Below are 17,006 nucleotides of genomic sequence, written 5' to 3'. Positions count from 1 at the left end.
TCAATTAAAATTGAAAAATAGCGAATTTTAATTCATACTTTGTCTTAATTGTAAAAATCAAAAGCACATCATGTGTACAGTAAGCCCGTAATCATAGGATTATTTTCATTTTTGATGATATTTTCATTTATTCCTAATTCCCAGGCAGATCTTTGGGAGTTTATAGTGGAATTAGACATGGAGAAAGGAGCGGTCTATTCAGGCGACACAGTGGTAGTAACAGGCAGGGTAGTAAACCACGCATATGAGCCAACAAGAGGAGTAGAAGTTCTCATCAGAACCGGAGCAGAGACAACAAAGGCGTTTACAAATCCTGATGGGGAATTCAGAGGAGAATTCGTAAATTTCCAAAGAGTTCCAGGAACGTATACTGTCAATGTTGTTGCATCATGGTATGGCATGACAGGATTGTCAAGTACTGAATTTCAGGTAAAGGGAGATTATAGTCCAATCTCAACATTACAACAACAATTATCAACAGATGAAGCAATGAAATATCTCAGCTCAAATGAAAGTGATTTTGAAAAAAATCCAATTGGTCAAACGTTATTCAAATATTATCACGGATTACTTAGCAAATTAGTTACAGAGCAGAGAGAATCACAAAAACCAGTTGCAGAGCAAGTATTCTTAGAACAACAAAGAAGAATTGCTGAAAATCTTAGAAATCAGGCAATAGAAGAATACAAACCAGGTTATGGGACATATGGAGGATACCAGTACGAAGATTACATTGCAGGTCTAAATCCAGAAATCAGAGATTTAGTAATTGATCAATTGGACTTTACTCAAAATAACCTTCTAGAGGCTCAAAAAATCAGAGCAGAGATAATTGAAAACGGCGGTACATTTGTGGAAGCAAGACAGGCATATCTAGATAGATTAACAATATCCAAGGAAACCCTTGAGCAATTTAATGAAAACCATTTAGATAATTCTGAAGAAGAATTAGAAGAAAATCAAACTGATGAAGAATGAACAATTGGTAAAATATACGCGCTCATCAAATTCAAAATTGCCCATTAAAAATTGATGTCGATAGATATTTCATCGGCATGCCATTCATGTGGCAAAAATGGTATTCAATTTCTTACAAATAATCATTCTCAATTCTCAAAAAATAGAAGAGGATAGGCATGTAAAGAATATGATTTTAAAAGAAGCTTGGAGATTTTAAAAGAACCATTTGTTGTGCGTGGTAGCAGTATTTATTTTCCTAAACAATTTTTAATCTAAATTAAAGAACAGATATGAATTGAAAGTATATCATAAATCAACTTGCATTACCTGTAAAAAGATAATCTCAGGTATTGAGAGAATGAAAGCAGATATTGAGACACGAGATTTCTTTAAAGATCCTTTTACTGAAACTGAACTGAAGAAAATAATTAAAATGACAGGTAAAAAACCATCAGAATTACTCAGAAAAAGGGATAAAATGTACAAAGAACTAGATTTAGAAAACAAAAAAAAGACAGATGCTCAAATAGTCAAACTAATGATTGAATACCCAGGATTAATTTTACGTCCAATTATTCTAACAAAAAACAACGCATTTGTTGGAAAAATAGATGTTAAAAACTTGAAATGATTTATTCAGAATGCTCATTTTCAAATATTCGAATTGCCTCTAAATGAGAGCAATTAGCCTTTAGTCCTTTTCCATGATGAAATTTGTAGAAATTTTTAAACCCAGGGCACTCACATGTGTCAGAGGTCACAAAGTATGATTTTTCAGGATCAGATGAAGATTTTATTTGAAACAAGTCATCTTCAATTTTTACCACACCCCCACTTTCAACTAGCTTTTTGGCTTTTCGAATAGTATTGGCACTCATATAAAATCAAGAAAACTACAAAGTTTTATCTGTTATTTTTCATAAGTTCATAAAATGTTTATATTATTTGATTGCCTATAGTACACAGACGAGAGACTTGCTTTTCTGCCCTAGTAAAGCCTAGAATTCGTTTCACTCTCGTCTGATTTTAAATTATATTTTGAACTCTGCCAATCTTCCCAGAATCCAATTCAACTTTGATTCCATGAGGATGAAAATTACTGGATGTTAAAATTCGTTTAACCTTTCCAACGGTTAATTTTCCTGTAAGCTGATCTTGTTTTTGTACTATCTGTACTGCAATTCCAACAGCAATTTTGTTTCTTAATGGAGTAATACCCATACTGTTTAGGAATAATGAAAGATTCTAAATCTTTGTTTTATAAAATAAAAGAGTTTTGAAAATTACTCAAAACGGTTGTTCTAATTTTGTTTGTGGTTTTGGAAACAATCTCTGCAATAAACAGGTCTGTCTTCTCTTGGTTTGAATGGTACTTGACAATCATTACCACAATCCCCACATTTTGCGTCATGCATTTCACGTGGTCTGTCGTCTCGGTTACCAAATCTAGAACCTCTATCTCCACCAAATCCACCAGATCTTCCACCGCCGGATCTTCCACCAAATCTACCCCCGCCTTGTCTTGGCTCAGGTTTGTGGTTTTGGAAGCATTCTCTGCAATAAACAGGTCTGTCTTCTTTTGGTTTGAATGGTACTTGACATTCATTTCCACAGTCACCGCATTTTGCGGTGTGCATTTCTCTTTCTTCTCTATCAAAGGACATGTCTTTCTAAATCTCGGTAGTATTGTGTAGTAATAAACTGTGGGAAAAAACATCTATTGTTATAAACTAATTTTGTGCCTTCAGATTATTGGGCATGAAAAGATACATCGCCACACGGATGGCCACGATGTTTGGTGTTTTAATGATCACATTACTGATTACAATTGTACTAGTGGGGTCCAACATGGATACAATTCTAAAACAAGGGATTGTATTTCAAGTAAGATCTGAGATAACAGAGAACCCAGCAATTGCTGAAAGTTTTTCATCTGTAGATGAATTTGAAGGATTTATTCAAAATCAGATTGATCAAAGAATACAAGTGTTAGGACTAGATGAGCCGTGGTATTCGCCTCAAAGAATTGGGGTAACAATGTACAAAATACTATTATTGGATTTTGGACATGCGACATTTCTGACTAGCGATGAAGGTTCTTCAGATGTAAAAGACATACTTTTTGAGAAACTTCCCAGAACAATTTTGTTGTTTACGACTGCAACAATAATCATATCAATCATAGGAATATTTCTTGGGGCTTTATCAAGTAGCAAAGTAGGGTCACTGATAGACAGAATTACTTCGAGTTTTGCAATAATCAGCTCTAGTTTTCCAGTATGGTGGATTGGAATGTTGATGATATTTTTATTTGCATTTACATGGCAAATATTTCCAGCAAGAGCAACTCCGGATATTCCAACATCAGATCCAGGATACATTGGATCTTTACTATATCACATGGCATTGCCATTGATCACAATCGTAATGATTGGGTTTGGATCATGGGCATATTTGGTAAGAAACTTCATGGTAGGAATTATGCAAGAAGACTTTATCATGGCAAAAAAAACAATAGGAATCAAACAAAAGAAAATAATCTACACACATGCACTAAAAAATGCAGCCCCGCCAATTGTAACAATTTTGGCCCTTAGCTTATCTGGATCTCTAGGAGGGGCAATAATCACAGAAGCTGTTTTTGACTGGCCAGGAATGGGAAGATTGTATTTTGAAGCAATTACGGTCATGGACTTGCCAGTAATAATTGGAGCCACATATCTCCTGACGGTATTTTTCCTGATCAGCATATTCATTGCAGATTTACTTTATGGTTACTTTGATCCGAGAGTTCGCACTTCCACGGACTCTTGAGTGATTTTTAGGCATATTTTTGGATAATTTTGTATAGATTACGGATTTACCCAACCACGTCGAATTAATTTCTCAGCAGTAGATGATGTAACACATGCAGGAGAATTATCAGACGATTTAAAAATTAATTCTAATCCTTTATAACAATTAATTCCATATTTCGGATCTCTTTCCTCAACTTGTCGTAAAGGTGAAAAAAGTTCAGAGCCTGCTCCAATTGCATACATAGTATATTCTCCTTTTAGTGCATAGTAATTGTAGATTGCAAATACCTGATACTCTGGTGCATCAATACTATGCAAATCATTAGCTGATGTCATTTTGTCTAAATCTTGTTTAATTTTTGCCACATGTTCTTCATCAAAAAATTTAATTCTTTTTTCTAATTCATTAAGTACCGCTTTTTTTGCCAAATGTCTGTTGTCTATTCCTTTTGTATGTTCAGAAATTATCTCTCCCATGTATGTAGTAGACAACCCATGCGATTCTGAAATCAAAATTTGCGATATTAATATAAAAACAAAGATAATTGCTAAACTATAGAAAATTTCTCTCATTTTATATCAAACCAACCTGCTGAAATTGGGGAACCAATTAACAAAATGCTGATTGGCACAAAAATTATCGTCATAATGATCATCATCAAAATTGATACTGCAATCACATTGGTAGTGTCTAATTGTAAGCTTTGTTTGCATGCCATAATCCAGAGAATCAGCGTCCATATTGAAAATGGAATTGTAAAGGGTACAATTAGAGGTATGGAATTAAAAACACCTCCCATAGTTAAATAATCAGATAATAAAATAATTGCAATTGCCTGAATAGGAGTACCAATCAATAAACTAGGAATATAGGAAAATTGTATTGCAGAAAAAACTCTTCTAAAATTTGATTGTGTTTTGTTTAGTTTCTTAGAAAGTTTGAGGATTAACCATGCCGTAAGGAATGGACCTAAAACGGCAGATACTATAGAATAGAAATAAAATCCAGTTGTTTTGTTTTCAGTGTCAGGTACTAAAACACTCATTAAATTGCCAAACTCAAATAATCCTACAATTAGAGAAATTCCTACAATAACGAGTGCAATTCCAAAATATTTGTTCTCATTTTCAGTAATTTCAATAAATGCTTCCTTTGGATGAATGATGAGATCTTTGATTAGAGAAACTTTCATGTGTATTCTGTTTATGATTTTCACACATTACCATCTGTATGTTATTTCAGATAACATTAGTCATAGATTAGATTAATGTTCGAAGGGATTTTGAAGAGTACATGATTTCACGTATACTTGTATTTTTTAGCCTTGATTTCCGTACAAATTGTTAATAATTTAGGCAAAATTAGTATGTCAAAGTTGCGAGAAATGACACAGTTTAAAAAAATCAAATTCAAGAATACGTATGATCGTGTACGAATTGATCCGAGAGTGAGGACAGGACAATGAGCAACATCACACCACAGGAAATAAAGCAAGAATTTCTCAAAAGCAAAATGGGAATTGTAGGCATAGTAATTCTTTCAATTCTAATTTTAACATCAATTATTGCAATAATCACTATTCCTGTAGAAACATTTCAAGAGTGGAATAATCCAGGGAATTGGATTTCAAATCCAAAAGTTGCAATTCCAATTTGGGTAAACATATTCATGACTGAAAAAATTCCTGAACATAAAATTTTAGAAAATCCCAACATAGAAAAAGTCTCAAGTAATGAAATTAATCTCATATCACATCAATTTGGATTGAATTTCAATTATGACGATTTCCCAAATGATTTCATCTATGAATTTTCCTCAGAATATTCAGGCTCACCCCTATTACAAATGTCAGTCATTAGGCCAGACGGGATTAAACTGGATTTACTAACAACATCGCTACCGCATTCCAATGGAGAAACGACACACAGTGAGAGGATTTTTTCCACAGATGATTCAATAAAGAAAAATCTAACATTACAATCAGAAAAATTTGAATTTGAATTTGAAAGATTGTCTGCAGAAGACATAGTATTTTCCAAAATTCAAAGAAATGAGCCACTGAAAGGGAACTATGTTTTTTCTGTCGACATGTATGGAGTAAATTCTGAAAACAAAATCCACGAATCGAAATTAATCATTGGAGGTAAGGCATTTGGCATAATGGGAACTGATGAATTACGACGAGATTTAGCAATAGGATTACTCTGGGGAACACCACTTGCATTATTTATCGGCCTAGTGGTATCCATAGCATCCGTGGTGATGGGTTTGCTCTATGGAGTGTATGCAGGATACAAGGGCAAAAAAACAGATGAAGCAATGATGCGATTCAATGATGTAATTTACGCATTACCTGCACTGCCATTTCTAATCATCCTATCCGTAACCATCAGCAATAGCATCTTTGTCATGGTCGGATTTTTGATGATTTTTGGATGGGTAGGCATTGCTAAAGTATCAAGAAGTATGTCACTTCAAATAAAAACTCGAGGCTATGTAGATGCTGCAAAAATGATGGGTCAGAAAGATTCTAAAATTGTCTTAAAACACATCGTTCCGCAATTGTTACCATATGCTTTTGCAAGTATTGCAATTTCAGTTCCTGCCGCAATAACTACAGAGGCAGGACTTAGTTTTCTAGGGTTGGGAGATCCATCATTTCCAACATGGGGACAAATTTTACATGATGCCAACACGTTTGGGGCAGCAGCCAGAGGAATGTGGTGGTGGATCATGCCTCCAGGAGTAATGATAGCAGTTACAGGTCTTGCATTTGTGTTTATAGGAAACGCATTAGATGCAATTGTCAATCCAAAGTTAAAACGGTAATAATACTAGAGGTCAAATTTTCGAATTAATTCAATGGCACTATCGTTCAATTTTATTGAATAGCATGCCGAATTTTCATCATTGATTGCCGCCAATTTATTAGCAAATACTTTTTTACTATGACCTCCTTCAGATGCTTTATCGGATTCATCAAAGCAGATAGACATTTGTTTCATGTTTAGATTATTTTTTAGGAGAAAAGCAATGAACTTTTTATAATTTTCAGTGTCAACCCAGTCTATGCTTTTTTCCTTACATATTCCAATCCATATCTCAATAGAGTTTTGATATAGGACTTTTTTTCTTAATTCTTCTAATGCCATGTTTGCCAACTAAAAGTCTGCTCTTTGCATTTTGGAACCACATCGTGGACAAGTACCACCTTTGTGTTTGTTGCTACAAACAAGACAAACATATCGGACGCCACCAGAACCACCTTGTGAACCTGCTCCAAAAAATCCACCGCCAGTTCCGGAATCTCCACCATAATTTCCCATACTACTCATCTGTCTTCTCCTCATAATCATAGGCAGTAAAATGAAAATTGCCATTACTGCTCCAATGCTGATATACCATGGAACACCAAGATAACCCAAACCGATTTGTAATCCAATGCTAAATACCAAAGAAGCACCTAAGAAGATATAATATCGTTTAAGCTGAGGATTCAATTCAATAAAAGTATCTTTAAAACGGTTATAAAGTTTCTTCAATTTTATCCAGGCAGGTCAGCAGAGTTTTTGTAAATTCATTCAATTGAAAGTGGAATAGAGTTCCCATTACTATCCCATGCAAAAATAGAATCATCATCATAAGGGGATTTTACAATTATTGAAACCAAGCCAAAGAAATTATGTAAATCAGTTACAGAAGGTTCTGCCGAACCACTAGGATGAGAATGTACAATTCCAAGATAACTCATATCAAAAGGTAAGAACGAATGTGGGAATCCGGCAAAAGTAGGACCTGTCTCACTAAATGGCGGAATTACTAGCCCATCTATTTTTATTTCACCATTTTTTGATTTTCCTTTTAAAATCAAAATTCCCTCGTTAGGATGTTTCATTTGACAAAATGACAATATACTATCCAGAACTTCTTTTTTCAATAATACAGAACGCTCAAATTTTTTCTTTTTGAATAACACAAAAAGTATTCAATTTAGAACTAATTTAATTTTAAGACATTGAAATGACATATTTCGTATTTGAAAACTCTCTTAGTTTATCTTCAATTTCTAATACCAATTTAGGAATTTTTGAGTTAATTTCATCGATTTCACCTTGAAAAGTTTTAGATTTGAGCTTAAAATCATCATTCAATGAAATAGTTTTTGCAAGATCAGATTCCAAAGAAACCAGATTATCAGGCATTAAAGAATCAGCATCAGATTGCATCTGTTTTAATTTTTCATGATATTCTGAAACTTGTTTGATAAAACTATCCACAGATTCCTCAGTTTCTGTGATCTGAAAAGATGTTTTTTCTACATCTTTTACAGAAATAGAACCAGACACGATACCTTTTCTAACATTTTCAAGAATCAGAATTATAGAATCCTTATTGTTTACAGAAAGAACATCAAAGGGTTCAGAAACTAAATTAGATAAAATATTTTTCTGGTCTTTATCCAAAGAGGAAACATATTCATATCTACTCAAGGGACGAGATATTTTTGTAAATTGTGTATTAATTTGATTTTTAATCACAGATTTTTGTTCAGCAAATTCATCAAGAGTGTTTTTTAAAATAAGATATTTCTTATAGTTTTCAGAAGATTTTGTTTCATCAATAGAATTTTGAAGAACAGATATTTCATCAAGAGTAGAATCAAGGTCGTTATTAATTTCAGAGATTTTTTTAATTTTTTCATCAAGTGATTTAGTTAATTCTTTAATTTCATTTAATCTAGCGTGTATCTCATCTGCAAGGGATTTTGTAAAACTGTAATTTTTCAATAAATCATTGATCTCAGAATGATTAGAATTCATCACTGCAAGATTTTCTTTTAATTGTGTGGCATATTTTTTGGCAAAAATATGGATTACTCTAGTTTGTCGTCCCAACACATCACCCACTTTTTTAAGAATAAGATTTAGCATAGAATTTACTTTTTCAGCATCCTCAAAAGAAGATATTTTGGGTAATGAGATAACATCTTTTTTGATCATATCAATAACTTGTTTTTTGCCTCTAACTACAATGATTGCAAGATGTTTGTCAACATCATCCATGTTAAGATTATCTTTTTCAAGAACATTGCCAATTTTCATTAATTCTTTAATCAGAGGCTCTGTTTTGTTTCTTAAATCATTTATTTCAGACAAAGTTTGAGATTTTCTCAAAGTTGAGAGATCAGTTATAATTTTAGGAACATCAGCAAGTAAAATTTCCTTATTTTGAAGGATTTTTTCAACAGGTGTTTCTTCTTGTTTCTTTTTCCCCCAGCCAAAGACCATGGGATCTCTTTCTCCTCAGGGGATTAAAAATGGTTCTTCAACTAAAATTTAAAATTCAGCAATTTCCTGACAGGAACATGGTAAAAAAATCATTTCATACTGGAACTGTTAAAAAAACAATCAAAATTAATGCTTCAAAAGACAAAGTTTGGAGAAAAATTAGCAATATTGCAGGATTGCCTACTTGGGTAGTAGATGTTAAAAAAACAGTATACCTGTCAAAGAAAAAAACAGATGTAGGAGCAGTTAGGTTAATCACATTTGAAGATGGAAATCAAATTGAAGAACATGTTGTTGCGTGGAAAAAAGGCGAATATTTCACATATGTCGCAACTGATGGCTTGCCATTAAGAGCATATGTTGCAACAATTTCAATTAAACCAAAGTCAAAAAATAGCATAGAATTGACATGGAGATCATATCTCAATAGTGAGAAAATGTCTGAAAAAGAATTTTTAGATTTCATAGTGTTCATGGCAGCATTTTACGAGGCATCGCTGGAGAACCTCAAAGAATCTCTTGAAAAATAACACTAGAATATCTCAAGGTCAAAATGTAAATACGATAAATCAGGAAAAAAATTATGAGCGACATGCGATTCATCATTGCAGGTATTATCCTAATCTTTGTAGGATTTCTCATCCTTGGTGTATTTGGACATAATTTTCAAGCTGCCACTTTAGAATCAAATGAATTTGGGACATGTTACGAGTATTATGATGATTCCCCTCCAGTAGAAATTAATTGTTCGTATAAAATATTTGATCAAACCGTATTCTTTGGAATGGTTTTAGGATTAATTGCAGCTGGAATAATTTCCCTAATTAAAGGCGTCAGAGGAGACTGGGATAACAGAGTGAAACCTGAAGACATGGTAGGGCCTGGAAATAATCAAAATAACAATTCAGATGACTCAAACAAAGATTAGTTTTGTTTTTTAGGTTTTAGTTTCTTCGATTTTTCATCTTCCATTTTCTGGAAATACACTTCTTCATATGGCATTTTTATCTATTCTTTATTACAAAATTTGCATTTAAGCTTGAAGAATGATTTGTACTTCTTCAGGCTACATCCGAGAGAATTCTAAGATTCAGATTCTATGATGTTTTTCATAGAATTGAACATCTCGCCAAGCTCTGCCATTCTTTGATCAAATTGCTCATCAGTGATTTCATCAGGTTTGTTCAAAGTAATTATAACTTCAGAAACATCACCGTTTGAAACAACTCTCATTGGGACATCCCATGCAGATTCCTCATCAACGTATTGATGGTCTAAAATTCCAAGGGATTTATTTTCATTGAATTTCAGCATTGATTTTCCATGAGGTCCAGTAAAAGACCACCAACCAGAATCATTGATTTGTGCATCAGGCATCATCTTTGAAGGCATCTTCAAAATGGCATCAAATGCATCGCCTGTTTTTTTTTCTACAGTGATGGCAATAGTTCTAGATCTTCCCATGGCAAATATCTCAAATAATGATTAAAAAAGATATAGTAGTAATCATCAGGCTCAACACTACCAAGACTATTTGTTCAAAAACGTTCTAATTTTTTTGAGATTTGCAACATTGGATTCATGAAACATCACCATGGATTCAGATAACGAATTAGGCAATACAGATTTTAGATTATCAACTAATTCATCACCGCTAATAATCATATTATCAATTAATTTTTCAATTTCATTTTTCTCATCAACCATTTGAATCACCTAGGTTCTAATCTTAATTATCTTTTTTTATCAAAGTGGCTGTAGAACGAACGTTTTTTAGTTTTTGAATATTCCATGAAACAATCTCACGGATTTTTTCAAAATTTTCAGCTTGTAATTTTACCATCATGTCATGAGTTCCAATGGTTTCAAATACATCAACTACTTGCTCAAGTTCTTTGAGTTGTTCTATGATCTCAGTTTCAGCACCAAGCTCACAATTTAGCATCACATATGCATCTGTCATGAACTAAACAATAAACTATGATTATTTAAAGATGGAGAATTTTAATTGAAGTTACCAAGCGACGTGAACTAGATCCTTAAGATTTCTTCTGGGTTTTGGGAATTTAGTTTGCTCAGGATATCCAATGCACAATACAGATGAAGGCACCAGATCAGTTCCCAGTATGCCCATTACTTTTTGCTCATCAAACATTCCAATCCAAATTGAACTCAATCCCAAAGCTTGAGCTGCAAGCTGGGAATACCCTGCAGCAAGAGTTGCATCCTGGATGGCAAATTTTTTAAGAACATCATCTGGAAAATCAAACTTTACCCTTGCAGGATTTTTGCAGAAAACAAGAACCACGGGAGCATCAACGTAGGGTTGTTTGTTACAGGCTTCAACTAGTAGTTTTTTCTTTTCAGGACTTTTTACATAAAATATTTCAAATCCTTGGAAATTCCCAGCAGTTGGAGCAGTGTCTGCCGCTGCAATTATTTTATCAATTTTTGTAGTTTCAACAGGTTTATCGGCAAATTTTCTTGTTGAGCGTCTTTTTGCCATTACAGCAAACAAATCAGTATCTACAACTTCGGTAGGCCCAGATTTTAGTATAAAATCAAGTAAATTATTCCGAACATTGTCATCTACAACATCTGGTGTTTCTTGAGGTTCATACCCTAATGGATAAATTTTCTCCCCATCTTTTTCTAAATCCATAAAGAGATTACAAAAAATATCCTATTAAAGAATTAGAAACATCATTTATTCTACTTCAAACAAATCACAGCCAGAGGTACAAGGCTTGTTCATTACGCCTTCACATGCCCCTAGTTCATTGTGCATTATTCGATGATGCCCGCAAATTTTACATTTTTCTCTAAAATGAGAAATTAATTCGGCAGTAGAAAGAGTAGAATCTTGAATTTTTGATTCAGTTTCTCCAGCCATGACAAGTTTAAGCAATCATGTTAGTTTAAACATTTTGAACTAACATCCAACAGTATTGTCAGAGTAAATTTGAGATTCCCTCAACATTTGAAATAACGCCGAGAGAGGGATTCGAACCCCCGCACGCTTGCGCGTAGCCGTTTTCGAGACGGCCGCCGTACTACTTGGCTATCTCGGCATCTTTTCTCAGAACATCTCCATAATAAAGCAAATCAGAAAAGAAGAATAAGATCAGACATCATCAATGTCAAATAATTCATCTTTGAATTTTTTTTTAATTTGATCCTTTGTTTTATTCCATTCGTCATCACTAACATTATCTGTAAAAATTGAATTAAATCCAGTAAAACCATCAATACCCAAAATAGAAATGATTTCTTGCTGTTCAGATTTAGAAAATGGAAAGTAAGAGACAATCATCACAACAGCGTTATCAGAATCACATCGTATTTCAAAAATTTTGTCTTTTAGACGGAAAGGAAAGTCATAGAACAATAACAATCACAGAATTATTTGTATATTAAAATCGATTTTAGCCTAACACATCAAAAACATCGATCAATTCTTAGGGATAAACACAAAATACCTCAAAATAGCAACAAATTCCATGGGATTAAACCTAAAGGATTTGGTAATTAGAGAGAAAACCACACTTGAGGCATTTTCCAACAAAGTAATCGCAATAGATGCATACAATGCAATTTACCAATTTTTAGCAAGCATTAGAGGGCCAGACGGATTACAGCTAACAGATGCCGAAGGAAGGATTACTAGCCATCTAAGTGGTTTGCTTTATAGAAATGTGAATTTTCTATCATTGGGAATTAAACCAGTATACGTGTTTGATGGAAAGCCACCATCACTAAAAACAGCTGAAATTGAACGTAGAAAACAAATCAAAAGAGATGCTACCGTAAAATACGAAAAAGCAGTTGCAGAAGGAAATATGGAAGATGCAAGAAAATTTGCACAACAAACTACAAGCATGAAAGACGGGATGGTAAAAGAATCAAAACAATTTCTCACTTATTTTGGGATTCCATATATCGAAGCACCGTCTGAAGGTGAAGCAACTGCAGCTCATTTAACAAATACAGGTCAAGCATATGCTTCTGCAAGTCAAGATTATGATTCAATATTATGTGGTGCAAAAAGACTAGTAAGAAATTTTACAAGCAGTGGAAGACGTAAGATTCCAAACAGAAATACATACATCGACATACTTCCAGAAATTATTGAAACACAAAAAACTCTAGACGCAATTGGATTGACTAGAGAAGAACTGATAGATGTAGGAATTTTGATTGGTACTGATTTTAATCCCAATGGTTTTGAGAGGATTGGTCCAAAGACAGCAATGAAACTAATTAAACAACATTCAAGATTAGAAGACATCCCACAAATTCAAGAACAATTAGAACAGATAGATTTTCAACAAATAAGAAAAATATTTCTAAATCCAGAAGTTGCAGACGTTGATGAGATCGTATTTAATGAAGTAGATTATGAAGGAGTGACAAATTATCTAGTAAAAGAGAGAGGGTTTTCAGAAGACAGAGTCTTATCAACATTAAACAGATTGAAAAAAGCATTGGAGAAAAAGAGCCAAAATCTCGATCAATGGTTCTAAGATTTCAATTTAATAACTAGTCAATATAATTTTAAAAAATGCCCCAAACAGAAGCTAGGAAAACACTGAAAGATGCTCCAATTATGTGGAGGAGAATCAATTCCATAGGCGTGATTTTAGACTGCAATTCAACATATGCTGCAAATTTAGGGTATGCAAAGTCAGAAATTCTTGGAAAATCAATTTTTGAGCACGTTCCAAAAGACTCTTGGGAGGACATGAATAATTCTCTAAAAATATGGTTTGACACAGGTAAAGTGACAGATAGAAAAATAACATTCAAAAAACAAAATGGTGAGACTTTTTCAGGATTATTGCAGGCAACTAGCCTGTATGATGAAAATAAAAATTTGCTTGGAAGCAATACCGTCATTTTTGATTTGGCGCAAATGTCAGATGAAAAAATTAAAGAATACGAAGAATTTTTCAAAGTATCCATTAAAAGATTAGAAGAAATCAAAGAGAAGGAATACGATCAATTTGATGAAAACTCAAAATCAGAATATGACGGACTAGAAGAAATGTTTGAAATGTTGTCAAAAATTAAATTAGATGATTTAAAAAAATAATTATTTAGAATTTTCTCGGATTGATTTTTGCAGTTCATCAAAAACCTGTTGAACTTCAGTTATGGCAGTACCATCTTCTAACGTACTGACATCGCCAATTTTTTCATTATTGCCAATTGCTTTTAGCAATCTTCGCATTATCTTTCCACTACGGGTTTTTGGCAATTTAGAAACAAAATAGATTTGTTTAGGAGTTGCAATTGCACCAATATCAGTTCTAATTTTATCAGATAACTCTTTTTCCAAAATACCAGAATCATTTGAAATGCCTTGTTTTAAAACAACAAATGCAATAATCACCTCACCTTTAACGTCATCAGGAATACCACATGCTGCAGATTCTGCGACACTGGGATGCGACACCATGCAACTCTCAAGTTCGGCAGTTCCAATTCTGTGACCTGCAACTTTTAGAACATCATCTGCACGACCCAATAACCAAACATAGTCATCATCATCTTTTAGAGCATAATCACCAGGATAGTAATAATTTTCATATTTTGACCAGTAAACATTCTTGTATTTTTCATCATCACCCCACAATGTCAAAAGCATGCCAGGCCAAGGATTTTTGATTACAAGATACCCTTTGGTATTTGCAGGAACGTCGTTTCCATTTTCATCAACTACTGCAATATCTACACCTGGAATTGGCAGTGTTCCAGAGCCAGGCTTGAGGGGAATGGTTTCCAGTCCAGGGAGAGAGGAAATCAGCATACCACCTGTCTCAGTTTGCCACCAAGTATCAACAATAGGACATTTTTCTTTTCCAATAGTTTTGAAATACCATTTCCAAACTTCAGGGTTTATTGGCTCACCTACAGTTCCAAGTAATCTTAATGATGAAAGATCAAAGGAGTTTGGAATATCATCACCAAATTTCATAAACATTCTCAGTGCAGTTGGAGTAGTGTAAAATATTGTAACTTTGTATTTTTGTAAAATTTCCCACATTCTAGACGCATCAGGAAAATCAGGGGCGCCCTCATACATCACTTGTGTTGCACCATGAAGAAGGGGGGCATAAACAACATAACTGTGACCAGTTACCCAACCAATGTCTGCAGTACAAAAAAATACGTCTGAATCTTTAATGTCAAAAGCCCACTTGAATGTAGAATACAAATGTGTCAGATAACCACCAGTGCCATGTAACACACCTTTTGGTTTTCCAGTAGTCCCAGAAGTATACAAAATGTAAAGAGGATGATCGCTTGGCAATTCTTCAGATGCGCATGAATCAGAAGCATCTTTCATCAATTCTGTCCACATCTTGTCTTTAGATGATATTGAAATTTTATTTTTGGTCCTCTCAAGAACCACCACATGTTCAACAAAATCCAATTCACCTATTGCATCATCAATTACATCTTTTAGAGCAACAGTCTTTCCCCGTCTATACCCGCCATCAGCAGTAATGACAACTTTGGAGTGTGAATCAGAAACCCTATCTTTAATAGATGTTGCACTAAACCCAGAAAAAATTACAGTATGTACAGCACCAATTCTAGCACATGCCAACATTGCAATGGGCAATTCTGGAACCATAGGAAGATAAATTGTAACTCTATCACCTTTTGTGACACCAAGAGATTTGAGTACATTTGAAAATTTCTTAACTTGAGTGAACATTTCACCATATGTGATATTTCTAGATTCGCCGTTTTCACCCTCCCATAAAATCGCAGATTTATCAGATTTTGATAATTGATGTATATCCAGAGCATTGTACGAGGCGTTAATCGTGCCTCCAACGAACCATTTAGCAAATGGAGGCCTCCAATCAAGTGTTTTTTCCCATGAGGAGAACCATGACAAATTCTTGGCCTGATCATCCCAAAAGGACACAAAATCAAGATCCGCCTTTTTTCTTAAAGCATCATCATTGTTACCCAGTCCAATATGAAAAACGTCAGACATCAAAAAGTGTATGAAGTTAGATCTTTCTAAATGTTAAAAAAATAAGATAAAAAAATTATTGTGCTTCCATTCTAGCAAGCCAATCATTGTCGTTGTCGTCTTTTGAAGTATCTGCTGTCACCTGTTGGGGTGGTTCTGGGAATGCAAATGTCACTTCAGTTTCAGTTGGAGTTTGTGGTATAGGGGTACCATAGGCTTCAATTGGTTCTGAAGGTATTACTGATGATTGGATTGGTACTTCTGGAAGTATAGTCTGAACTATTTGTTCGGGTTCAGAAGTCTCCAGATATGAAACGGCTGATTCTTGGATGTCTGGTGTTGGAGGGGCTGTTATCTCTTGCACTTCCAATTCAAGATCTGCAATTCTACTCTTTACATTTGAGATTTCTGCTGTTTCGTGAGTTACATGCTCAATTACCTCAGTTGTGCATGATTTCACAGTCTCAAATGTTGCATCAGAGATTTCATTGCTCTTGTATTGTACTTTTGCATCAAACGATAACATTTTTGCAGACTTCATTTGTTCATCTAACTCTGTCAATCTTGTTTCCAATATTGCTTTGATTTCACGTTCTGTTTCATCTAATGATACAAGTTTTGACTTGTATTTTTCATGAATGATTTCAGCATCTGCTTTCATATCATCGTTTTCTGAAACGATGTCAATCAATGCTTTCAATCGACGTAGAGTTAATTGTTTTTCACGAATGAGTCTTTGTGAGTCGAGTCTCCATTTTGGAATAAATATAACAACTTCTGCTTGAGCTACTAATTGTTCATATGGGATTTGCTGTAATCCTTGTGAACCGCAGTCAATTCCAACGGATTGAATACTTCCGTCGATATCAGTTATTGTTCCTACGACTTTACCCATGAATGTTCCGTACATGTCTTTGACATTTTTACCGATGATTTCGATATCGTCGTTTGTCATGTGTGATTGTTTA

Annotated in this window: 25 protein-coding genes and 1 tRNA gene; 8 read left to right on the top strand and 18 right to left on the bottom strand. The window is 34.0% G+C overall.

Going from position 1 to position 17,006, the window contains the following annotated elements:
- The first annotated feature begins 72 nt into the window (after positions 1–72).
- Together ACW9XH_RS05805 and ACW9XH_RS05800 are read left to right on the top strand one after the other, a co-directional pair.
- Positions 73–978: a carboxypeptidase regulatory-like domain-containing protein gene (locus tag ACW9XH_RS05805; protein ID WP_457759694.1), complete on the top strand. Its 906-nt coding sequence runs from the start codon at positions 73–75 to the stop codon at positions 976–978.
- A 277-nt stretch (positions 979–1,255) separates the two neighbouring features.
- Positions 1,256–1,591: an arsenate reductase family protein gene (locus ACW9XH_RS05800; protein WP_457759693.1), complete on the top strand. Its 336-nt coding sequence runs from the start codon at positions 1,256–1,258 to the stop codon at positions 1,589–1,591.
- A 1-nt stretch (position 1,592) separates the two neighbouring features.
- On the opposite strand, the gene ACW9XH_RS05795 is transcribed toward ACW9XH_RS05800, so the two are convergent.
- From ACW9XH_RS05795 to ACW9XH_RS05785, 3 genes are all read right to left on the bottom strand, one after another.
- Positions 1,593–1,838, bottom strand: coding sequence for a hypothetical protein (locus ACW9XH_RS05795; RefSeq protein ID WP_457759692.1), 246 nt, complete (start codon positions 1,836–1,838; stop codon positions 1,593–1,595).
- Between the two features lie 148 nt (positions 1,839–1,986).
- Positions 1,987–2,181, bottom strand: coding sequence for a YwbE family protein (locus ACW9XH_RS05790; RefSeq protein ID WP_457759691.1), 195 nt, complete (start codon positions 2,179–2,181; stop codon positions 1,987–1,989).
- An 80-nt stretch (positions 2,182–2,261) separates the two neighbouring features.
- Entirely contained in the window at positions 2,262–2,624 is a 363-nt protein-coding gene (locus ACW9XH_RS05785) for a CxxC-x17-CxxC domain-containing protein (protein ID WP_457759690.1), read from the bottom strand.
- Between the two features lie 94 nt (positions 2,625–2,718).
- Here ACW9XH_RS05785 and ACW9XH_RS05780 point away from each other — a divergent pair, with 94 nt between their 5' ends.
- Positions 2,719–3,774 carry an ABC transporter permease gene (locus ACW9XH_RS05780; RefSeq protein ID WP_457759689.1) on the top strand — a complete coding sequence of 352 codons (1,056 nt, stop codon included), beginning with the start codon at positions 2,719–2,721 and terminating at the stop codon, positions 3,772–3,774.
- A gap of 38 nt (positions 3,775–3,812) precedes the next feature.
- On the opposite strand, the gene ACW9XH_RS05775 is transcribed toward ACW9XH_RS05780, so the two are convergent.
- Entirely contained in the window at positions 3,813–4,235 is a 423-nt protein-coding gene (locus ACW9XH_RS05775; protein WP_457759688.1) for a hypothetical protein, read from the bottom strand.
- Positions 4,236–4,327: 92 nt separating this feature from the next.
- Positions 4,328–4,951: a YIP1 family protein gene (locus ACW9XH_RS05770; RefSeq protein ID WP_457759687.1), complete on the bottom strand. Its 624-nt coding sequence runs from the start codon at positions 4,949–4,951 to the stop codon at positions 4,328–4,330.
- A gap of 269 nt (positions 4,952–5,220) precedes the next feature.
- Here ACW9XH_RS05770 and ACW9XH_RS05765 point away from each other — a divergent pair, with 269 nt between their 5' ends.
- A complete protein-coding gene (locus ACW9XH_RS05765) occupies positions 5,221–6,588 on the top strand; it encodes an ABC transporter permease (RefSeq protein ID WP_457759686.1) in 1,368 nt (455 codons plus the stop codon).
- Positions 6,589–6,593: 5 nt separating this feature from the next.
- On the opposite strand, the gene ACW9XH_RS05760 is transcribed toward ACW9XH_RS05765, so the two are convergent.
- From ACW9XH_RS05760 to ACW9XH_RS05745, 4 genes are all read right to left on the bottom strand, one after another.
- Positions 6,594–6,911: a hypothetical protein gene (locus ACW9XH_RS05760; protein WP_457759685.1), complete on the bottom strand. Its 318-nt coding sequence runs from the start codon at positions 6,909–6,911 to the stop codon at positions 6,594–6,596.
- Positions 6,912–6,920: 9 nt separating this feature from the next.
- Positions 6,921–7,259 carry a hypothetical protein gene (locus tag ACW9XH_RS05755; protein ID WP_457759684.1) on the bottom strand — a complete coding sequence of 113 codons (339 nt, stop codon included), beginning with the start codon at positions 7,257–7,259 and terminating at the stop codon, positions 6,921–6,923.
- A gap of 77 nt (positions 7,260–7,336) precedes the next feature.
- Positions 7,337–7,735: a Mov34/MPN/PAD-1 family protein gene (locus ACW9XH_RS05750; RefSeq protein ID WP_457759683.1), complete on the bottom strand. Its 399-nt coding sequence runs from the start codon at positions 7,733–7,735 to the stop codon at positions 7,337–7,339.
- A gap of 31 nt (positions 7,736–7,766) precedes the next feature.
- Complete coding sequence (locus tag ACW9XH_RS05745) at positions 7,767–9,047, bottom strand: exonuclease SbcC (RefSeq protein ID WP_457759682.1); 1,281 nt, start codon at positions 9,045–9,047, stop codon at positions 7,767–7,769.
- A 77-nt stretch (positions 9,048–9,124) separates the two neighbouring features.
- On the opposite strand from ACW9XH_RS05745, the gene ACW9XH_RS05740 reads away from it, so the two are divergent.
- On the top strand, positions 9,125–9,577 hold the full coding sequence (locus tag ACW9XH_RS05740; protein ID WP_457759681.1) for an SRPBCC family protein: 453 nt from the start codon (positions 9,125–9,127) through the stop codon (positions 9,575–9,577).
- Between the two features lie 62 nt (positions 9,578–9,639).
- Positions 9,640–9,975, top strand: coding sequence for a hypothetical protein (locus tag ACW9XH_RS05735; protein ID WP_457760023.1), 336 nt, complete (start codon positions 9,640–9,642; stop codon positions 9,973–9,975).
- Between the two features lie 155 nt (positions 9,976–10,130).
- Here ACW9XH_RS05735 and ACW9XH_RS05730 read toward each other — a convergent pair whose 3' ends face one another.
- From ACW9XH_RS05730 to ACW9XH_RS05700, 7 genes are all read right to left on the bottom strand, one after another.
- On the bottom strand, positions 10,131–10,511 hold the full coding sequence (locus tag ACW9XH_RS05730; RefSeq protein ID WP_457759680.1) for a hypothetical protein: 381 nt from the start codon (positions 10,509–10,511) through the stop codon (positions 10,131–10,133).
- Positions 10,512–10,577: 66 nt separating this feature from the next.
- A complete protein-coding gene (locus tag ACW9XH_RS05725) occupies positions 10,578–10,754 on the bottom strand; it encodes a hypothetical protein (RefSeq protein WP_457759679.1) in 177 nt (58 codons plus the stop codon).
- A 22-nt stretch (positions 10,755–10,776) separates the two neighbouring features.
- Positions 10,777–11,010, bottom strand: a complete 234-nt coding sequence (locus tag ACW9XH_RS05720) for an Lrp/AsnC ligand binding domain-containing protein (RefSeq protein ID WP_457759678.1) — start codon at positions 11,008–11,010, stop codon at positions 10,777–10,779.
- Positions 11,011–11,061: 51 nt separating this feature from the next.
- Complete coding sequence (locus ACW9XH_RS05715) at positions 11,062–11,709, bottom strand: nitroreductase family protein (RefSeq protein WP_457759677.1); 648 nt, start codon at positions 11,707–11,709, stop codon at positions 11,062–11,064.
- A 45-nt stretch (positions 11,710–11,754) separates the two neighbouring features.
- Positions 11,755–11,940 (bottom strand): hypothetical protein, encoded by a 186-nt coding sequence (locus tag ACW9XH_RS05710; RefSeq protein WP_457759676.1) that lies wholly within the window; start codon positions 11,938–11,940, stop codon positions 11,755–11,757.
- 96 nt (positions 11,941–12,036) lie between these two features.
- Positions 12,037–12,118 (bottom strand) — tRNA-Ser (locus ACW9XH_RS05705).
- A 53-nt stretch (positions 12,119–12,171) separates the two neighbouring features.
- Complete coding sequence (locus ACW9XH_RS05700; RefSeq protein WP_457759675.1) at positions 12,172–12,435, bottom strand: hypothetical protein; 264 nt, start codon at positions 12,433–12,435, stop codon at positions 12,172–12,174.
- Positions 12,436–12,547: 112 nt separating this feature from the next.
- Here ACW9XH_RS05700 and fen point away from each other — a divergent pair, with 112 nt between their 5' ends.
- Entirely contained in the window at positions 12,548–13,570 is a 1,023-nt protein-coding gene (gene fen, locus ACW9XH_RS05695; protein ID WP_457759674.1) for a flap endonuclease-1, read from the top strand.
- Between the two features lie 38 nt (positions 13,571–13,608).
- A complete protein-coding gene (locus ACW9XH_RS05690; RefSeq protein WP_457759673.1) occupies positions 13,609–14,139 on the top strand; it encodes a PAS domain S-box protein in 531 nt (176 codons plus the stop codon).
- On the opposite strand, the gene acs is transcribed toward ACW9XH_RS05690, so the two are convergent.
- Both acs and ACW9XH_RS05680 read right to left on the bottom strand, forming a co-directional pair.
- On the bottom strand, positions 14,140–16,059 hold the full coding sequence (gene acs, locus ACW9XH_RS05685; protein WP_457759672.1) for an acetate--CoA ligase: 1,920 nt from the start codon (positions 16,057–16,059) through the stop codon (positions 14,140–14,142).
- Between the two features lie 55 nt (positions 16,060–16,114).
- Positions 16,115–16,993 carry a CdvA-like protein gene (locus ACW9XH_RS05680; protein WP_457759671.1) on the bottom strand — a complete coding sequence of 293 codons (879 nt, stop codon included), beginning with the start codon at positions 16,991–16,993 and terminating at the stop codon, positions 16,115–16,117.
- Positions 16,994–17,006 lie beyond the last annotated feature (13 nt).

The sequence above is a fragment of the Candidatus Nitrosopumilus sp. bin_32a genome (assembly GCF_054095935.1).
This window is presented reverse-complemented; position numbering and strand designations above follow the sequence as displayed.

Coding starts and splice junctions, on each gene's coding strand:
- ACW9XH_RS05715 (WP_457759677.1), bottom strand. CDS start 11,709: ATGGATTTAGAAAAAGATGGGGAGAAAATTTATCCATTAGGGTATGAA.
- ACW9XH_RS05720 (WP_457759678.1), bottom strand. CDS start 11,010: ATGACAGATGCATATGTGATGCTAAATTGTGAGCTTGGTGCTGAAACT.
- ACW9XH_RS05690 (WP_457759673.1), top strand. CDS start 13,609: ATGCCCCAAACAGAAGCTAGGAAAACACTGAAAGATGCTCCAATTATG.
- ACW9XH_RS05770 (WP_457759687.1), bottom strand. CDS start 4,951: ATGAAAGTTTCTCTAATCAAAGATCTCATCATTCATCCAAAGGAAGCA.
- fen (WP_457759674.1), top strand. CDS start 12,548: ATGGGATTAAACCTAAAGGATTTGGTAATTAGAGAGAAAACCACACTT.
- acs (WP_457759672.1), bottom strand. CDS start 16,059: ATGTCTGACGTTTTTCATATTGGACTGGGTAACAATGATGATGCTTTA.
- ACW9XH_RS05745 (WP_457759682.1), bottom strand. CDS start 9,047: ATGGTCTTTGGCTGGGGGAAAAAGAAACAAGAAGAAACACCTGTTGAA.
- ACW9XH_RS05680 (WP_457759671.1), bottom strand. CDS start 16,993: ATGACAAACGACGATATCGAAATCATCGGTAAAAATGTCAAAGACATG.
- ACW9XH_RS05795 (WP_457759692.1), bottom strand. CDS start 1,838: ATGAGTGCCAATACTATTCGAAAAGCCAAAAAGCTAGTTGAAAGTGGG.
- ACW9XH_RS05710 (WP_457759676.1), bottom strand. CDS start 11,940: ATGGCTGGAGAAACTGAATCAAAAATTCAAGATTCTACTCTTTCTACT.
- ACW9XH_RS05760 (WP_457759685.1), bottom strand. CDS start 6,911: ATGGCATTAGAAGAATTAAGAAAAAAAGTCCTATATCAAAACTCTATT.
- ACW9XH_RS05785 (WP_457759690.1), bottom strand. CDS start 2,624: ATGTCCTTTGATAGAGAAGAAAGAGAAATGCACACCGCAAAATGCGGT.
- ACW9XH_RS05735 (WP_457760023.1), top strand. CDS start 9,640: ATGCGATTCATCATTGCAGGTATTATCCTAATCTTTGTAGGATTTCTC.
- ACW9XH_RS05725 (WP_457759679.1), bottom strand. CDS start 10,754: ATGGTTGATGAGAAAAATGAAATTGAAAAATTAATTGATAATATGATT.
- ACW9XH_RS05765 (WP_457759686.1), top strand. CDS start 5,221: ATGAGCAACATCACACCACAGGAAATAAAGCAAGAATTTCTCAAAAGC.
- ACW9XH_RS05775 (WP_457759688.1), bottom strand. CDS start 4,235: ATGGGAGAGATAATTTCTGAACATACAAAAGGAATAGACAACAGACAT.
- ACW9XH_RS05730 (WP_457759680.1), bottom strand. CDS start 10,511: ATGGGAAGATCTAGAACTATTGCCATCACTGTAGAAAAAAAAACAGGC.
- ACW9XH_RS05740 (WP_457759681.1), top strand. CDS start 9,125: ATGGTAAAAAAATCATTTCATACTGGAACTGTTAAAAAAACAATCAAA.
- ACW9XH_RS05780 (WP_457759689.1), top strand. CDS start 2,719: ATGAAAAGATACATCGCCACACGGATGGCCACGATGTTTGGTGTTTTA.
- ACW9XH_RS05790 (WP_457759691.1), bottom strand. CDS start 2,181: ATGGGTATTACTCCATTAAGAAACAAAATTGCTGTTGGAATTGCAGTA.